Genomic DNA, 17,186 nt, shown 5'->3' on the forward strand with positions numbered 1-17,186 from the left:
GTTCGCCGTGCCTGATCGAGCCCGCAAGACAGCCTCACGACTTTCAGCAGGTGCCGTGCGCCGGCGTCTTGAGTTTGCGCGGGCGCGCGAACGCCTTGAACTCACGCGCCATCGTCGCGTACTCGGGTGGCAATTCCTTCAGAAACGCTTCAAACGCAAGATCGACGGGCTGGGGGCGTGGGGCATGGCGGCAAAATGGCAACAGGTCGCCACTTTCCACGGATTTTCAAGGGCTGCCGGCCATGTTGGCGCCTATGGGATGAGGGAGTCGTCGCGTGCGATGCCATCCACGGTCACCCTTTAAACGACCCTGCGCGACGGGGTAGTGTTAAGATTTTTTACAGTTTCCATTCGCCAGCATCGACAGCGAATACCTTTTAATAACAATTATATAGGTAGATTTTACCGCGAGCCGGTCACTCAGTGCACAGCCAGCCCCTTCAACGTGTCGGAAAATTTTACACCCAAGAAAATTGCGGCCAAATAGTCAATAAATAAATATCAAACAAAGAGTTAAAGAAATAGAATGCGGCGATTTCAGCGTTATTGAACAGAATGGGCGATGATGATTGGCGAGTGAGTGTCGGGATTTTTTACAGTTTCTTGCGTCTGCCTGGTTCGCGTAGGGATGAACCACTGTCACATGAACAAAGGCCTGTCTGATCCCGGTGGGGTGATAGCCAGTTTGATGAAGCATAGGCAACTGATTTATTTAATTTTCTGACATCCCATACCCGACACGCCCGCCGCCCATCGGTCCTGCCGTGCGTTTGCCGGTCAAGGATGGCATGGTTTGTGACTATGTCTCGCATGTGTGGATTGGCGCAGCAGGCCCTTGGCGGGGTCTTGATCAACTTTCTCGCACCAGCTCATGCGACTCGCAGGGGCACTTGATTTTCATACTCCGTTGATTTGTTAACTACTTGTTGAGGTTTGAAATGAAAAAATATCTTCTCCCCCTTTCCTTTGCCGTGACGGGTTTGATCGCTGCAGGAAACGCAATGGCTACGCCCTATATTATCAACACCGCTTTGTCCGGTATCGCCGCGAACTTTGATGGTGTCATTACCGCCGCCGGTAGCACGGTGTCTACGACTCAGGTCGTCTTGGGTCAGAGTGTCTATGGCTATACCGATAAAGATGGTAACGCTGCCACGGTCACCGTTTCCCGCCCAAACGGAGGTACATTTGCCGCTGACGATTCATACCCTGGCATGTCTGGGGCTTCATGGGGGATCAGCCCTACTACATTTTATGATTTAACGGGTCAAATTGATGGTTTCGGTTCTGGCCTGACGTTCACCTTTTCCTCTGCGGTGAATGCGTTCGGTTTCGAGGTTGGTGATTGGGCAACCTGCTGTACGTATAATACGCGCGATGCCAGCACCGTTGCCACTTATGGTGTTCCCGTTACCGGTTCTGGCTTGTGGATCGCCTTTGACGGTGGCGCTGCGACTTTGCCGGCGAATGCCCTCTCGGATAATGACAACCCTGGGTATGTTGCTACGGGTCAATACGTCAACTTCATTGGCGCAATCGACAGTTCCAGTTACTTCTCGTCAGTGACCTTCTTCGGTGACGGATATGGCGAGTATCTGGTTGCTGGTGGTACCCTGCGCTTTGCTTCAGTGGCTCTAGACTCCGTTGACGATGATGGGGCAGTAAATGTACCCGAGCCAGCTAGCATTGCTTTACTTGGCCTTGGTTTGGTTGGTTTTGTGGCATCACGCCGTCGCAAAACAGCTTAAGCGATGTAGGGTGGGTAGAGTGACCAGGGTATGACGCTGATCGTTGGCACGGATGCCGATGGCTTTCAAACCCCACCGAACCCTTGCGCCAGCATTTGACCTTATGAACGCCCTGGGACACCGGGGCGTTGTTTATTGCGTGGCCAACCTGATGTGTCGGCGCCCGCAGTGGGTTTCGCTACGCTCTACCCACCCTGCACCCTAACGTGACTGGATCCATGACCCACCGCGACCGGGACGCTGCCGCCCGACGACGGCATTGACCAGTCATCCTCGCGGCCCACCGCCGAGTCTCAACTCGACTGCGTACTCCCGACGATCGTCGATCAAAGGGATCGCCAGGCCGACTTGCTCGACGCCATCCACCGTCACCCGCGCCCCACCCTCCCCCTTCGGCCACCTGGATCACGACGATCTAAACCGCGCCGGCGCCGATTCTCGTTGACTTGCTCGAGGCCGAACGAATCAACAAACGACGCAGACCATGACGGACGCGGTTGAAAACCTTGTGCAGGATGTTCTACCCCGAATTTTTCATAAAAACGGGCGATTCTCGTTTAACTAATTGATAAAATTGGTGTTCCGCCAAGAACGCTTCGGAGAAGCTAAACGAGGTCGCCCATGTCCAAGTCTACTCAAGAAATGCTGCGATTTCCTCCCGTCGACGGCTTGAGCGTCCGCGCTGACTTTGACGGCGGGGCGATGTCGTCTGACGTCGGCCCCTTGATTCTGCGCGGCCTCGACCAGCAGATCGGTCTGACCGAGCGCCTCGCCCAGGCCATCGATGATCAGCGCCATGCGTCCTACATCACCCATCCCCTGCGCGACCTGCTCGCCCAGCGGATATTTCAGATCGGCTGCGGCGATGAAGATGGCAACGACGCCAATGCGCTACGTCGCGATCCGCTGTTCAAGCTCGGCGTGGAGCGCCGCCCCCTGGATGAGGCGATGAACCTGGCCAGTGGGCCGACGTTCTCGCGCCTGGAGAATGCCGTCTCGACCAAGGACATCTACCGGATGGCACAAGCCTTCGTCGATCCGTTCATCGCCAGCTACCCCGAGGCACCCGAGGTGATCGTGATCGATCTGGACCATTCCGAGGATCCAACCCACGGCCAGCAGGAATTCAGCTTCTACAACCAGTATTACCAGAGCCACTGCTACCTGCCGCTGTTTCTCTTCGAGGGACTCTCGGGGAAATTCATCACCGCCGCCTTGCGTCCCGACAAGCGCCCAACGGGTGCGGAAAATGCTATGATCCTCAAACGGGTGATGCAGCGCTTACGCGCCGCCTGGCCAGAGACCCACCTCGTGCTGCGCGGCGATGCCCATTTCGCCAATCCGGAACTGCTGGCGCTTGCGCTGGCCGACGGGCACACCGATTTTATCTTCGGCCTCGCCGGCAACCGCGTGCTCTCGCCGCTGGCCAAGCCGTTTCTCGACGCCAACCGCCGACGCCACGCCGTGCGCGAGGCCAATGCCCGCCGCCTCCATCAACCGCTGCCGAACCGTACCCGCTCCTACCACGAGATGGAGTACGCAGCCGGGACTTGGCCGCAGGCGTTTCGCGTCATCCTCAAGGCGGAAGTCATGGCCGTCGACGACAAGCCGCGCTTCGTGGTGACCTCCTTGGACCTGCCCTCTCCCGAGTGTCTCTACCGCGATCTCTACCGCGCCCGCGGTCAGGACGAAAATTTCATCAAGATGCTCAAGAATGACCTGGCCAGCGATCGCACCTCCGACCATCGCTTTCTGGCCAACCACCTGCGGTTGTTCTTCGCCTGCGGGGCCTACGTCCTCCACCATGCGCTGCGCACCAGCGTCCTGGCGAACACCGAACTGGCCCAGGCGCAACCGGCCACCGTGATCCTGAAGCTGTTCAAGATCGCCGTGTGCGTGCTGCAGTACAAGGATCGCGTCAAGTTGCAACTGCCCTCCAACTGTCCGGTTAAAGCCCTGCTGCATCGCCTGACCGAGATCCTGTTCCTGACCCCTCTGCCGGATTCGGTCACCACCTGACCCCTTCGCTCAACCGCCGGCCTTGACCATCCAGCCCGTTCGAGCAGGATCGCTCGCGCCTGTCAGATGGCCACGCCACTCTTCCGGTACGCTCGGGCGGGCCGATTCCGACCGTCAAGGGTCAAATCCTCACGTGTCGCACGCGTCGGCAACCCCTCCTACCGGCTGCATCGCCCTTGAACCCAACCATGATCGTCGGTTTCTGGGCCTGCCCACAGGTCTATGAAACATCCGGGCTACATCAGGTAGTGCCCCAATCGATAGGATTGCGTGAGAGCGGCTTTAGCCGCGATGAGCGCCGACGCGAGATCGTTCGCGGCAGTAAGCCGCTCCCACAGTTGTGCGTGTTTGTCGTCATCCTACGAATCGAGGCACTACCCTACATCAGGCAAGACTCAGGGTGCGGTGCCGAGACCTTGATCTGCCGGTTCCTACTCCATCATGTCATTGATGACATTCTTGAACCAGCTATGGGCATAGCTCACCTCTCGCCGGCGGATCTCCGGACTCGCATTCGCGGGCGAGACGCCGCCGGAACCGGGGATCGACTCGATGGTGTTGGTCTCACCGTTCAGACGGTAGACCGCGGCCACGGAGATGCCGAAGTCTTCGCCGACGACGCTGTAGCAGGTGTTGACGAAGGTTGGGTCATCCGGTTCCTTGCCTTGAAAACCGGCGACGATGGCGGCGGCGGCGACCTTGGCCTGAGAGTTGGCCGCGTAGGCGGATTTCGGCATGGTGGCGGCGCTGGAGGCGTCGCCGAGCACATAGATGCCTTTGTGGCGGCTGGACTCGAAGGTGCGTTTGTCCACCGGGCACCAGTCGCCGTCCACCAGATCGGCGGCAAAGGCGATGGCGCCCGCTTTCTGTGGCGGGATGATGTTGACCACGTCGCCCTGAAATTCCTCGACCAATCCGGTCAGTGTGCGGGTACTCGGATCCAGCGCTTCCACCGCGCCACCTCCCGCCGCGCCGACCCACTGGATCAGGCTGTTGTCGGTGCCGTAGCCATAGAGTTTGGTCCAGCCCTCGATGTAAAGGGCTTGCTTGGAGAAGGCGTCCTTCGCATCGAGGATGGTGATTTTGGCCCTCGGCTTGTGGTGCTTGCAGTAGTGGGCGATCTGCGAGGCGCGCTCATAGGGGCCGGGTGGACATTTGAAGGGATCGGCTGGGGCGACGATGATCACATGCCCGCCTTCGGGCATGGACTCGATCTGGTTGCGCAGCAGTTGGGTCTGCGGTCCGGCGTTCCAGGCATGGGGAATCGCTTCGTTCGCGACCTGCTCGTCGTAACCCTCGATGGCCCCCCACTTGAAGCCGATGCCGGGAGAGACGACGCAGGCGTCGTAGTCGAAGGCGCGGCCTCCAGCGGTCTGGACCTGCCTGCTCTGCGGGTCGATGCCGACGACCGTATCCTGAAGTACCTCGATGCCATGGCGACGCAGACCGTCGTAACCGAAGGTCAGCGACTGGAGCGTCCGTTCGCCGCTCAGCACCTCGTTGCTCATGAAGCAGGAGGTGTAGGCCGGCTTGGACTCGATCAGGGTCACGGCGATGCTCGGGTCGAGCTTGCGCAGGTATTTGGCCGCGGTGCAGCCGCCCACGCCGCCACCCACCACGACCACGCGGCGCGCCGCCCCCAATACCAAGGACGGAAAGCCTAGTGTCCCCAGCGCGGCGGCCGCGCCGACGGCACGGATGAAGGTTCTGCGTTTCAGGTTTGTCACGATGCTCTGTTCTCCGTCGCCGCGCTACTGTTGGCTGCCGTAGTAGTTGACCAGGGCGGGGATGGCCGTGTCCCCCGCCGCCTCGATCGCGGCGTCGACCTTGCGCTTCATCTTGCGCGGCCATTTCCGTTTGCCACTGATGAAATCCTCCATGGAATAATGCAGATACGGCATCCATTGGCCGGCGAGGGTACCGGCATCGCCAGGTCGGCCGCCCTTCTCATGGCATTTTTCACAGTACTCGTCATGCAGCCGGGCGCCCTGCTCGGCCAGGGCCGGATCGTAGGGCTGCGGAAACAGACGCAGGCGCTGACTGGCGAAGAACCAGGCCATCTCCTTGATCTGCTCGTCGCTGTAGCCCTTGGCGATGCGGTTCATGATACTGGCGTTGCGCTCGTCCTGGCGATACGCCTGCATGGCGTCCACGAAGACCTCGGGGTCCATGCCCGCGATGGCGGGCATCGAGGGTCCAACACTGGAGCCATCGGTCCCGTGGCAACCGGCGCAGGTGAAGGACATGGCCTGGCCGGATGGTCCCGCCGAGACAGCCGCCGGCAGCGCCAGGGCCAGCACGGCGAGAAGGAGATGGCTAACGCCCTTGTCGCGCTTCATCAAAATTTCCTCCGGTTGAAACCCGCCCTTCAGGGCGGTTCAAAATCGAGCCTGCTTTCGCCGTTTTGAGTAGAATTGCCATGTCGTAAGACCTACCGCTGGGCGAGCGGGATGTGACGTCTGTGGAGAGGATGTGAGACCTGGGGGAGCATGGCGTCGGCTCGCAGCCGTAAAGCTCCCCACTGCGGGAGCTTTGCGGCGAAAACCAAGCCATTTCCCCTGGGCAATCTTCAGCGAAACAGAAACCTCCGACCGTGAGGTCGAGAATCTCCGGGTCTTCAGCCCGGAGAGTCGTCAAGTTCTCCATCCCCCGTCAGCTCGGTAAGGTGATCAGGCCGAACAGCACCAGCGTCAGCAGGGTCAGGCCGGTCATGATCAGCACGGTGGTGATGAACGAGGCTGCCAGCGAGACACGCCGCGACGGACGCTGGACCAGATGCTTCTCCAACTCGCCGGTCTCCACCAGCCGCTCGTATTCGAGACGGTGGTCGTGCTTGAACTCGTCGATGGGGATCACGCCGGTGAAGATCGCCGTGCTCATCGGGAAGCGCTCGGGCCGGAAGTGCACGTTGAAGAAGTGCACCGAGTTCAGGAAGATCGCCGCCAGCAGCGCCTCCTCGGCATGCACCAGGTTGGCGATATTGAAGGTCCAGCCCGGCAGGATGAGCGAGGTCTTGTCCGGCATGAAAAGAATGAGACCGGAGGCGCCGATCACCGTGGCACCCCAGAAGGGCGCCCAATAGTCGAACTTCTGCCAGTAAGTCCAGTGACTGAACTGTGGGCGCGGACCGAGGCCGAGGAACCACTTGAACATGTCCCTCAGATCCCGCAGATCCTTCATGTTCGGGACCAGGGAGGTGCTGCCAAACCACTCGAAGGTCTTGCGCTGGCGCCAGATGTTGCCGGTCGCGATCGCTAGATGGGCGAAAAAGATGCCGAGCCAGACGATGGCCGCGGTGCGGTGGATGATGCCCTCCATCCGGATGCCGCCGAGGAATTCCACGACCGCCTTGGCCCAGGCGGTATGCGAGAACAGCAGGGTCGTCCCGGTCAGGATCAGGGTCATGGTGGCGATGGCGAACAGGAAGTGGATCCAGCGCCAGACCACGGGGAAGCGGCGGAAGTAGACCAGGTCGGGCTGGCTTAAGTCTTCGACGAAGCCCTTGCCCTGGATGCGGTCCATCACTTCGCGGTAGAGCCACAGGATCACGTGGATCCAGAAGAAGCCCATGACGGAGAGGACCAGGATCTCCATGAAGACCCTGAAGCCCCAAAGACCCGGATAGTGCTCCCGGTCGTGGGCGTCGCCGTGGGGCCAGAAGCTCAGGAAGTTGTCATTGGCATCCTTGTGGCAGTTCCGGCAGTTCTCCAAACGATTGTCGGCGTGGATCTCCGAGGTCGGGTCGTCCTCGCCCTTCACCGAATGCCCGCCATGACAGTCGTGACACTTGGCTGCATCGGTATAGCCGAGGCGGTGAACCTGACCGTGATAGGACTTGAAGTAGGTGCGCTGGGCCTCTTCGTGGCAGTCGCCGCAGTTCTTGGTGATCGCGAGCTTGGCCTTGTCCGTCTCCGGCGAGGCAATGTCGTGGGTGGTGTGACAGTCGGAGCACACCGCAGACTCGCTGTCTTTCTCTTCCAGCACCGCCTTGCCATGATCGGAGGCGCGATAGTCCTCCAGCTCCTTCTCGTGACAGCGGCCGCAGACCTCGGGGTTCTTCAGGCGCTTATCGGCGCGCTGGATACTGCCAAGCTCGCCGACGTTGTGGCCCTCGTGGCAGTCGTAGCAGGTGGCGTTGGTGCGGGACTGATCCAGCTTGCTGGGCTGGGCGTGGATCGACAGCATGTAGCTGCCGATCTGCTCGTTGACGACCTTGAGACGCTCGTGCTTTCCGTCCGGGTCGTTCTTGTGTTTTTCCCAGGTGTCCCGGTGACACTCGATGCAGCCGACGATGACCGCCGGCGCCTTGCGATGGGGGACGCGGTCGATGGTGACGTGGCAGCTTGTGCAGCTCTGATCGCCGTGAACGCTCGCCTCGATCTCCTTGCTGTGGACGAAGATCGTCACCGGCGTGCCGTCGTCGCGCACATCGGTCTGTTGCTTATCGTCGCCGTGACAGGTCAGGCAGCGTTCATTGGGAATGATCCGCTTGCCGGTCTCCGGATCGAAATGGTCGATCATCAGTTCTTCGTCGGGCGCCGTCGCGGTGGCAACGGCGACGGGAACGATGCTCGTGAAGAGAAGCGCCGCCAAGAGGCTGACGAATCCTGTAATGGCGATGCGTCTTGGCATCGTGGCTCCTCCGGTGTCCTCGGTCATCTGTGTATTTTTCTTAATTTGCCGATCAAGCCAGCGATGCGGATGGCGTCGTTTCGCGGCGTACTCTCGCCGAGATGTCCGGCGCGGCACGCCTGGAGCTGACAGCATTGGCGCTGCATTCTGCGCGATTGCCTTGAAAATGATCAATCGCATTGACTCGCCAGACCGCCGCTTTTCTGACCTAGATCAACCGATCTCGAATTTCATACTTCCGTTTGGCACCGTGCTTGCCGATGACGGCGCGATCAACGTTGATGCGTCCGGATGCTGGAGGCCAATGCCCTGCAATGCGACGAAGCGACGCTGACCGGCGAGTCGGTGCCCGTGAACAAGCGCACCAGCCCGATCGAAGAAGATGAGTATCCGCGCCTTCAAGGGCACCGCGGCATGACGCTAGCGCGGTATTCCCGTAGGAGCCCGCTTGCGGGCGACGTGACCCGCCAAGATGTCTTCCGTGCGCCCGCCTGTCGCCCGCAAGCGGGCTCCTACGGGTAGGATCTTTCACGGAAAGCGCCCAACCGCTCAATCCAACCGCTTCTTGAAGCGCCGCGCGGCGATGAGCAGCCCGACCACCATGAACCCAAGCAGCCAGAGGGTATCCCCGGTGACCTGGGTCAGACCGGCATCGCGCAGCATCACTGCGCGGATCGCGCGCATGAAGTGGGTCGCCGGCAGCATCTCGGAGAGATATTGGGCCGGTACCGGCATGCCCTCGTAAGGGAACATGAAGCCCGACAGCAGGATCGACGGCAACAGGATGAAGACGGTCATCTGCATCGCCTGCAGTTGATTGGTTGCGATGGTCGACAGCACCAGCCCGAGGGCGAGACTGGCGCCGATGAAGGCGAGCGTCGCGACCGCCAGCGCCAGGGGCGAGCCCTGCAGCGGCACGCCGAAGATCAGGTGGCCGAGCAACAGGATGATCGTGGTCTGCACCAGACCGATGCCGATGTAGGGCACGATCTTGCCGATCATCAGCTCCAGCGGGCGCACCGGCGTGTTGATCAGCATCTCCAGGTTGCCGCGTTCGCGCTCGCGCACGATCGCCGCCGAGGTGAACATCACCATGGTCATGGTCAGGATCACGGCGACCAGGCCAGGCACGATGTTGATCGCGGTGCGCTGCTCGGGGTTGAAGAAGAGTGCCACGGCGAAGGTCGGCGTCGTGCGGTTGGCGGGGCGCCGCAACAGCTCGGTGAGCGGCATCGTGCCGAGACCCTTGATGGCGCCGGCGATCATGGTGTCCGAACCGTCGACGATCCACTGCGCCACCGGCCGGCTGGTCTGCTCGTCGGTCGCGGGCGGGGTCGCCAACCCGGCGCCGACGCTGCCGCTACGGGCGACGCGTTGACTGAGATCCGGCGGGATGATGAAGACGGCGCGCACCCGACCCGTGACGATCGCGTCCTGCGCCGCGCTGATGTCGACCAGGCGCTCGGTGAAGCGCACCACCTGGGTCGCCTCGACCGCTTGCGTCAGCACCCGGCTGAGGCCGGTGTTGGCCTGATCCACCAGCGCGGCAGGGATCTGGCGCACATTGGTGTTGATCGCGTAGCCGAACAGCATCAACTGAATCAGCGGAATCATGATGACCATGCCCAGGGTGGTGCGATCGCGCCGCAACTGGGTCAGCTCCTTGGACAGGATCGCGAGGATGCGCCGGGCCGATGGCAGCAGGGCGCTCATGTTTGGTGGCTCCCGACCGGGGTTCCGGTGCTGGTGACGAAGACGTCTTCCAGGCTGGGACGCGCCGGCGCCAGCGCCGTGGGCGCCGGCTGCAGCGGTTGCGCCCGCAGCCAGGCGACCGGGTCGGCGATGCGCTCCGCCACCAACACGCGCAGTCGGCTGCCGAGCTGCGCGGCCGAGATAACCTCAGGTAGCGCGGAAAGCTGCTGCTTGAGTGCGCGCAGATTAGGCGCCTCGATCTCGACCACTCGGGCACCCATGCCGGCCATCAGCTCGGTCGGCGAACCATCGGCGCGTTTGTGCCCGGACTCCATGATCGCGAGCCGATGACAGCGTTCGGCCTCGTCCATGTAGTGGGTCGAGACCAGGATGCTGGCACCGGCGTCGACCAGGTCGAACAGCCGTTCCCAGAAATCGCGGCGGTTCTCGGGATCGACGGCCGAGGTCGGCTCATCGAGGAACAGCAAGGCGGGTTCATGGATGGTCGCCGCGGCCAGCGCCAGACGTTGCCGCTGGCCACCGCTCATGCGTCCGGCGCGACGATGGCGCAGCGGCTCCAGCGCATAGGTGGCGAGAAGAGCGGAAATCCGCTGGCGTGCCACGCGCAGCCCGAGGCCATAGATCTCAGCGACGAAACCGAGATTCTCGGCCACGGTGAGGTCGTCGTAGAGCGAGAACTTCTGGGTCATATAGCCGATCTGGCGCTTGAGCCGCTCGGCGTCGCGCGGGAGCGGATGACCGAGGACCGTCACCGTGCCGGCGGAGGGCGTCAGCAGCCCGGTCAGCATCCGCAGGGTAGTGGTCTTGCCGCAGCCGTTAGGGCCGAGAAAGCCATAGATAGTGCGCGGCTCGACGGTCAGATCCAGTGCGTCGACGGCGGTCAGGTCGCCGAACCGGCGCGTCAGACCGCGTGCCTCGATGACCGGCTCGGTCACGGCATCTCGACCTGTGCCGGCACGCCGTTCGGGAGCCTGGCGGCGCTGTCCGGAAGCTCGACCTGCGCCAGATACATGAGCCGGGCGCGGTCGCGGGCATTCAAAGCGTAGTAGGGGGTGAAGGCCGGGTCGGAGCTGATCCAGCGCACGGTGCCGTCAAAGGTTTGATCGAGTCCATCGACATGCACCTTGAGTGTATCGCCCTTGTTGATCCTGACCCGATAAGGCTCGGGCACGTAAACCCGGGCATAGGGGGCCTTGCCGGCGAGCAGGATCGCCACCGGGCTGCCGACGGTGACGCGCTCGCCGAGATTCCAGGGCAGACTGTCGAGCACCCCGTCGCGGGTGGCGACGATGCTCAGCTCCGCCAGCAATGCCTGTTGATAGGCCAGCACGGCTTGGGCCGCACTCAGCTCGGCCTCGGCCTGGGCGATCTCCTCCGGGCGCGTGCCCGCGAGCAATTCGTTGAGGTTCTCCTTGGCCTCGTCCAGCCGCGCGCCAGCGGCATCGCGTAGCGCCTTGGTCCGATCGACCTCCGCCTGACTGACCGCCTGGCGGGCGATCAGCTCCTGATTGCGCTCGGCGGTGATCTGGGCCTCGCGCAGATCCGCCTCGCGCCCGGCCACCTGCGCCTTGGCCGCCGCGATGTCCTGGCTGCGCGGGCCGTTGCGCAATTGCCGCAGATGGGCCTTGGTCCGGACGACCTGCGCCTTGGCGCGTTCGACCTCCGCACGCTGCTGACTGTCGGAGAGCTGGACCAATAAGGTGCCTTTGGTCACCGGCGAGCCCTCGGCTACCGGCAAGTCGACGACCAACTGCGCGACGGTAGCGGTGAGCGCGACGCGATCCCGTTCCAGGGTTCCGAGCGCGAGTGGTCGCTCAGTGTCCAAGCAGCCCGTGATCAGGGCGGCGGCCAGGATGGCGAATAGGAACCTGAATCTGAACATTGATCGCCGAATCGCTGAAATCTGGTTTAACCTTAGGATGATCGGAAGCATGCCGTAAACCAAGCCACGATGGATCGTCATCCTTCCCCCGGCATCGGCGAACGCCCGCTCAACCGCTTTGAATGCCAGCCATTCGATGCTTTGCTCGATGTACCGGTCCGCATTCCGCGGCTCTGGATGGGACGACTCCGAGGCGGAAACGCCGACGGCATCGATCGGCTGCTGGGGATTCTCACCGAGACGGAAGCGCCAGGCCGGCAACAACACCAGCGAGTGGATCCAGGCGCGATGCCAGTCGAGGAAGCGCGCCGGATCGAACCAGAACAGAAGATAGTCGATGTCTGGAAAGGCAGCGGCCAGAAAGCCCGCGAGCAGTCGCTCGCGCTGGCTCAACGCCTGACCCGGTCGCGCGGTCGCACGGGCCATCAAGGCACCGCTCAGGGAATGGGTCAGGGTGTCCATGCCGAGGGCAAGGTCACTGATCCAGCACCGACGCAACCTCGGTCGACGCGGCGGATAGATCGCGCGACGCGAATCCCGGCGTCCGACGCGCGAACCACTCGGCCTTTTCCAGGAGGGCGTCCAAGAGATCGCGCGTGCGGACGGATCCGCTGGAATCGTCCTGCAACCAATAGAGGAAGGTCGTCACGAACAGGCCGGTCAGCGCCGTTTCGGCCAGCGCCCGGCGGATCCCGGCGTCTTGTAACCCGGCCGCCTCGCGTATCCACTGCACGGTTCGGCTGATGCGCAGGACGGCGGGGATCTGCACATGGAGGTGGCCAGGCTCGCATTGGCCCAGGATCATCTGCCGGGTGACGCGGCGATGCGGCTCCAGGTGGTCCAGCCAGGACAGCATGACCCATTTGAGTCGCTCCCGCGCCGAGCGCTGCGCGAAGCGGGGGCTGCTGGCGCTGCGCAGCATGGCCGCATCGGCGCGGTCGAACCAGGCCGCGACCAAGTCTTCCTTCTCCCGGAAATGCTGGTGGATCTCCTCCAGGGCGATGCCCGTTGCGTCCGCCACCTCGTGCAGCCGGATCGCTTCCCAGGAGCGCCGTTCGGCCAAGGCCACTGCGGTATCGACAATCCTCGCCGCCAATTCTGAGTGCTGGATCATCTCGGTATCTGCTCCAAAAAACGTGCGCAATCTCGCGCGTGAATGTTTTCAGGCATTTCGCTCCCCATCGACCGACGAGGCGCAGCGCGACTGGAGTCCTCGTCGATGAGCCGGCTCGCGAAATGACCGCGCCGTCGAGAACGTTTTCACCAAGGATGATGATTGGCGATCAGGATCAAAAATCAAGCGGAGGCCGATTCGGATGGAGGGCGATATTCCGGCGGCAACTCGACGATTCCAGATCGCACGCATCCGAAGCGGCTCGGCGGCAACCGACCAAAGTTAGAAGTGTTGTCGAATGTGACCGGACTATTTCGGATCCCACGTCCTGGAGTATACTTTTCCGACGTTAGGCATCCCGGTGCGGGCACCCAAACCAACATCAACGTCGACCGACCGCGCCCTCCGCGCGGCGGTCGCCCCTGAAGAGGAAGCGACACTATGCTCGGCGAATCGCACGACCTGCTCCATGAATTTCCGGATCTGGAAAACAAGATCGCGGCACTCCGCTCCGCCAACCCCGAGTTCGCGAAACGCATGGACGACTATGACGAACTCGATGCCCGCGTGCGAAGTATCGAGGAACTCGGAACCCCGGTCGCCGATGAAACCATCGAAGAACTGAAGAAAGAACGGCTTCTTCTCAAGGACTCGCTCTATCTGATGCTGCGCGCCTGAGCCGGCCTCCAATGGCCGCCTGAACGCCAGACCGACGTGGACTATCGCATCCTGCCCGTCACTCCGTTCCAGCAGAACTGTACCCTGTTCTGGTGCGAACGGACCCGGCGCGCCGCCATTATCGATCCCGGCGGCGAGCCTGAGCGCATCCTCGCGCTGATCGCCGAGCTGAACCTTGAACCCGAACGCATCCTCCTGACCCACGGTCATCTGGATCATGTGGGCGCAAGCGGCGATCTCGCCGAGCGACTCGGTCTGCCCATTGTCGGACCGCATCCCGACGACGCCTTTCTGATCCATGCGCTACCGGCCCAGTGTCAGATGTTCGGCTTTCCGCCGGTGCGCGATTTCGAACCCGACCAGTGGCTGCAACAGGGCGATATTGTCAACGTCGGCGAGGAACGCCTAGAGGTGCTGCATTGTCCGGGGCATACCCCTGGACATGTGGTGTTCGTCGACGCCGCAAACGGGCTGGCGCAGGTCGGCGACGTGCTCTTTCGGGGCTCCATTGGCCGCACCGACTTTCCGCGCGGCAACCACCGCCAACTTATCGACTCGATTCAACAGCGACTTTTCGCGCTAGGTGACGCTGTCCGCTTCATTCCGGGGCATGGCCCCATGTCCACCATCGGACACGAACGACGCGCCAATCCCTACCTTCGCGGCTAAACCGCGTCCAGTGCGATATGCGTAATTTTCAGTTTGTGTTTGGCTCTGGGGGTTTCACCAGCCTCACTAGAGACGCGGTTTAAAATTTTATATTTTTTAATATCTTAAACCGCGTCCGCTCCGACTATCGTCGATGCGGCCAAGGTTAATCCAATCCAAAAACATCGCATACCGCACTGGACGCGGTTTAATACCTCATTGAATGCAAAAAGGCGCGGTCATTGGCCGCGCCTTTTTGATCCTCGCGGCCCGGGCTTCCCTTCCCGGACCATCCAACCGCCTTCGATCAGAGCAACGGCACCAGCAGCAGGGCCACGATGTTGATGATCTTGATCAGGGGGTTGATCGCCGGACCCGCGGTGTCCTTGTAGGGGTCGCCGACGGTATCTCCGGTGACGGCCGCGTGGTGGGTCTCGGAACCCTTGCCGCCGAAGTTGCCTTCCTCGACATACTTCTTGGCGTTGTCCCAAGCGCCGCCGCCGGTGCACATGGAGATGGCGACGAACAGGCCGGTAACGATGGTGCCGATCAGCAGACCGCCCAGCGCGCGCACGCCGGCGCCGTCGCCCATGAGGATGTTCATGCCGAACGCCACCACGACCGGGGCCAAGATGGGCAGCAGCGAGGGGACGACCATCTCTTTGATCGCCGCGCGGGTCAGCAGGTCGACCGCCCGTGAATAATCGGGCTTGCCCGTGCCATCCATGATCCCCGGGATCTCGGCGAACTGACGCCGAACCTCGACCACCACCGAACTGGCGGCCCGACCGACGGCCTCCATGGCCATGGCGCCGAAGAGGTAGGGAATCATGCCGCCGATGAACAGACCGATGATGACGGCCGGATCGGAGAGGCTGAACACTTCCAGCTTGCCGGCCGCCTGAAGGTTATGGGTGTAGTCCGCGAACAGCACCAGCGCGGCCAGACCGGCCGAACCGATGGCATAGCCCTTGGTGACCGCCTTGGTGGTGTTGCCGACCGCGTCCAGCGCGTCGGTGATATGACGAACCTCGGGAGGTAGACCGGACATCTCGGCGACGCCGCCGGCGTTGTCGGTGATCGGGCCATAAGCGTCGAGCGCGACGATCATGCCCGCCATCGACAGCATGGCGGTCGCCGCGATGGCGATGCCGTAGAGATCCCCGACCATATAGGACGCCCAGATCGCGGCGCAGACCGCCAGCACCGGCCAGGCGGTGGATTTCATCGAGACCGCGAGACCAGCGATGACGTTGGTGGCATGCCCGGTCTGGGAGGCTTCAGCGACATAGCGAACCGGCGCATATTCGGTCGCGGTGTAGTACTCGGTGATGAGCACCAGCGCGGCCGTGAGCGCCAGACCGACCAGGGTGCAGAAGAGCATGGAGAAAAAGTGATCGCCCATGAAGAGCGCGGTCACGATCGCGAAGGCGAACAACGCCAATCCGCCCGCGACGCCCATGCCGCGATAGAGCGCATTCATGATTTTGCCGCCTTCGCGGGCCTTCACGAACAGGGTGCCAACGATGGAGGCGACGATGGAAACCGCCCCGAGCATCAGCGGGTAGAGGATGTAGTCCATGTCCAGACCGCCATCGGCGCCCTTGAACATGAGGCCGCCCAAGACCATGGTGGCGACGATGGTGACCGCATAGGTCTCGAAGAGGTCGGCGGCCATGCCGGCGCAGTCGCCGACATTGTCGCCCACGTTGTCGGCGATGACCGCCGGGTTGCGTGGATCGTCCTCGGGGATGCCGATCTCGACCTTGCCGACCAGGTCCGCGCCCACATCGGCGCCCTTGGTGAAGATACCGCCGCCAAGACGGGCGAAGATGGAAATGAGCGAGCCGCCGAAGGCAAGACCAACCAGCGCATGCAGCGCCTCTTGATCCGCTCCCAGGAAGGCGAAGTAGCCCGCCACGCCGAGCAGACCGAGACCGACCACCAGCATGCCGGTGACCGCGCCGCCACGGAAGGCGACGTCCACCGCGGCCTCAATCCCGATCGTCGCGGCCTGTGCGGTGCGAACGTTGGAACGAACCGACACATTCATGCCGATATAACCGGCGAGGCCGGAGAGAATGGCGCCAACCGCGAAACCGCCGGCGGTCGCCAGACCGAGTGTTGGCCAGAGAACCAGGAAGAGCGCGCCACCGACCATGGCAATGGTGGTGTACTGTCGATTGAGATAAGCCTGGGCGCCGGCCTGAATCGCCGCGGCGATTTCCTGCATGCGTGCGGAACCAGCGGACTGCATGGTAATCCAGGCGACGACCGCCAGACCGTAGAGAACGGCGAGGCCACCGGCGCCGATGGCGAGCCAAAGCGCAACATCTGTTGACATGAACATCCCCCGTAGCGAGTTTTCGTTGGAGTGAGCCGAGCACAGCAAGCGGCAATCGCAACGTCGGGATACAGCAGCGAACGTAACGATCGGCCACCAAGACGACGGGGAACTTTACCATAAAGGTTGTGGTCCGATATCGGCTTCCACACGTTGACAAGGTTAATTTCAATCGCACGCAGTCCATGACTGTCGACGATTCTCAAGCTTGGTGTTGGCGACGATGCGGAGACATTGGGCGGCTTGCGCCTATCCCATTCATTTGTCATGGATTTTGTCTTAACACGAAGGCGACGGTCATCCGTTGCCTGGGACCGGCCAATATCCATGCGTTCAGGCGCGCATCGCTGCCGTTCCTGAAAAAATTCCTTAATGTTCTCTATTTGGAAATCGCGGCAATGGACATCA

13 protein-coding genes are annotated in these 17,186 nt (G+C 62.0%); 4 read left to right on the top strand and 9 right to left on the bottom strand.

The genetic code is table 11. The features are described from left to right. Nucleotides 1-43: 43 nt before the first annotated feature. Nucleotides 44-220: a hypothetical protein gene (locus THIVI_RS24645; RefSeq protein ID WP_157174413.1), complete on the bottom strand. Its 177-nt coding sequence runs from the start codon at nt 218-220 to the stop codon at nt 44-46. Between the two features lie 718 nt (nt 221-938). On the opposite strand from THIVI_RS24645, the gene THIVI_RS23570 reads away from it, so the two are divergent. Together THIVI_RS23570 and THIVI_RS08780 are read left to right on the top strand one after the other, a co-directional pair. Beyond that, on the top strand, nt 939-1,748 hold the full coding sequence (locus THIVI_RS23570; protein ID WP_014778245.1) for a PEP-CTERM sorting domain-containing protein: 810 nt from the start codon (nt 939-941) through the stop codon (nt 1,746-1,748). Nucleotides 1,749-2,369: 621 nt separating this feature from the next. Further along, complete coding sequence (locus THIVI_RS08780; RefSeq protein WP_014778246.1) at nt 2,370-3,767, top strand: IS1380 family transposase; 1,398 nt, start codon at nt 2,370-2,372, stop codon at nt 3,765-3,767. A 431-nt stretch (nt 3,768-4,198) separates the two neighbouring features. Here the strand turns inward: THIVI_RS08780 and THIVI_RS08785 are convergent, their stop codons facing one another. The 7 genes from THIVI_RS08785 to THIVI_RS08820 all read right to left on the bottom strand — a co-directional run bounded on the left by THIVI_RS08785 (nt 4,199) and on the right by THIVI_RS08820 (nt 13,108). Further along, nucleotides 4,199-5,494, bottom strand: a complete 1,296-nt coding sequence (locus tag THIVI_RS08785; protein ID WP_014778247.1) for an NAD(P)/FAD-dependent oxidoreductase — start codon at nt 5,492-5,494, stop codon at nt 4,199-4,201. A gap of 24 nt (nt 5,495-5,518) precedes the next feature. After that, nucleotides 5,519-6,106 carry a c-type cytochrome gene (locus THIVI_RS08790; protein ID WP_014778248.1) on the bottom strand — a complete coding sequence of 196 codons (588 nt, stop codon included), beginning with the start codon at nt 6,104-6,106 and terminating at the stop codon, nt 5,519-5,521. Between the two features lie 313 nt (nt 6,107-6,419). Beyond that, a complete protein-coding gene (locus THIVI_RS08795; RefSeq protein ID WP_014778249.1) occupies nt 6,420-8,399 on the bottom strand; it encodes a cytochrome c in 1,980 nt (659 codons plus the stop codon). A 549-nt stretch (nt 8,400-8,948) separates the two neighbouring features. Continuing rightward, a complete protein-coding gene (locus THIVI_RS08805; RefSeq protein ID WP_014778250.1) occupies nt 8,949-10,112 on the bottom strand; it encodes an ABC transporter permease in 1,164 nt (387 codons plus the stop codon). After that, nucleotides 10,109-11,047, bottom strand: a complete 939-nt coding sequence (locus tag THIVI_RS08810) for an ABC transporter ATP-binding protein (protein ID WP_014778251.1) — start codon at nt 11,045-11,047, stop codon at nt 10,109-10,111. The genes THIVI_RS08805 and THIVI_RS08810 overlap by 4 nt, the downstream gene beginning before the upstream one ends. Beyond that, nucleotides 11,044-12,456, bottom strand: a complete 1,413-nt coding sequence (locus THIVI_RS08815) for a metal-dependent hydrolase (protein ID WP_014778252.1) — start codon at nt 12,454-12,456, stop codon at nt 11,044-11,046. Before THIVI_RS08815 ends, THIVI_RS08810 begins: the two co-directional genes overlap by 4 nt. 13 nt (nt 12,457-12,469) lie before the next feature. Next, nucleotides 12,470-13,108 (bottom strand): TetR/AcrR family transcriptional regulator, encoded by a 639-nt coding sequence (locus tag THIVI_RS08820; RefSeq protein WP_014778253.1) that lies wholly within the window; start codon nt 13,106-13,108, stop codon nt 12,470-12,472. A gap of 441 nt (nt 13,109-13,549) precedes the next feature. On the opposite strand from THIVI_RS08820, the gene THIVI_RS08825 reads away from it, so the two are divergent. Together THIVI_RS08825 and THIVI_RS08830 are read left to right on the top strand one after the other, a co-directional pair. Beyond that, the gene (locus tag THIVI_RS08825; protein WP_014778254.1) at nt 13,550-13,786 is read left to right on the top strand and encodes an HP1242/YdcH family protein; all 237 of its coding nucleotides are present in this window, start codon (nt 13,550-13,552) and stop codon (nt 13,784-13,786) included. Between the two features lie 36 nt (nt 13,787-13,822). After that, complete coding sequence (locus THIVI_RS08830) at nt 13,823-14,455, top strand: MBL fold metallo-hydrolase (RefSeq protein WP_014778255.1); 633 nt, start codon at nt 13,823-13,825, stop codon at nt 14,453-14,455. A gap of 286 nt (nt 14,456-14,741) precedes the next feature. On the opposite strand, the gene THIVI_RS08835 is transcribed toward THIVI_RS08830, so the two are convergent. Further along, a complete protein-coding gene (locus THIVI_RS08835; protein ID WP_014778256.1) occupies nt 14,742-16,778 on the bottom strand; it encodes a sodium-translocating pyrophosphatase in 2,037 nt (678 codons plus the stop codon). Nucleotides 16,779-17,186 lie beyond the last annotated feature (408 nt).

The organism is Thiocystis violascens DSM 198 (assembly GCF_000227745.2).
Taxonomy (GTDB): domain Bacteria; phylum Pseudomonadota; class Gammaproteobacteria; order Chromatiales; family Chromatiaceae; genus Chromatium; species Chromatium violascens.

What these genes read in the sequence shown, in the direction of transcription:
- THIVI_RS23570 (WP_014778245.1), top strand. Translation starts at nt 939, where the DNA reads ATGAAAAAATATCTTCTCCCCCTTTCCTTTGCCGTGACGGGTTTGATC.
- THIVI_RS08825 (WP_014778254.1), top strand. Translation starts at nt 13,550, where the DNA reads ATGCTCGGCGAATCGCACGACCTGCTCCATGAATTTCCGGATCTGGAA.
- THIVI_RS08780 (WP_014778246.1), top strand. Translation starts at nt 2,370, where the DNA reads ATGTCCAAGTCTACTCAAGAAATGCTGCGATTTCCTCCCGTCGACGGC.
- THIVI_RS08815 (WP_014778252.1), bottom strand. Translation starts at nt 12,456, where the DNA reads ATGGACACCCTGACCCATTCCCTGAGCGGTGCCTTGATGGCCCGTGCG.
- THIVI_RS08805 (WP_014778250.1), bottom strand. Translation starts at nt 10,112, where the DNA reads ATGAGCGCCCTGCTGCCATCGGCCCGGCGCATCCTCGCGATCCTGTCC.
- THIVI_RS08820 (WP_014778253.1), bottom strand. Translation starts at nt 13,108, where the DNA reads ATGATCCAGCACTCAGAATTGGCGGCGAGGATTGTCGATACCGCAGTG.
- THIVI_RS08790 (WP_014778248.1), bottom strand. Translation starts at nt 6,106, where the DNA reads ATGAAGCGCGACAAGGGCGTTAGCCATCTCCTTCTCGCCGTGCTGGCC.
- THIVI_RS08795 (WP_014778249.1), bottom strand. Translation starts at nt 8,399, where the DNA reads ATGCCAAGACGCATCGCCATTACAGGATTCGTCAGCCTCTTGGCGGCG.
- THIVI_RS08835 (WP_014778256.1), bottom strand. Translation starts at nt 16,778, where the DNA reads ATGTCAACAGATGTTGCGCTTTGGCTCGCCATCGGCGCCGGTGGCCTC.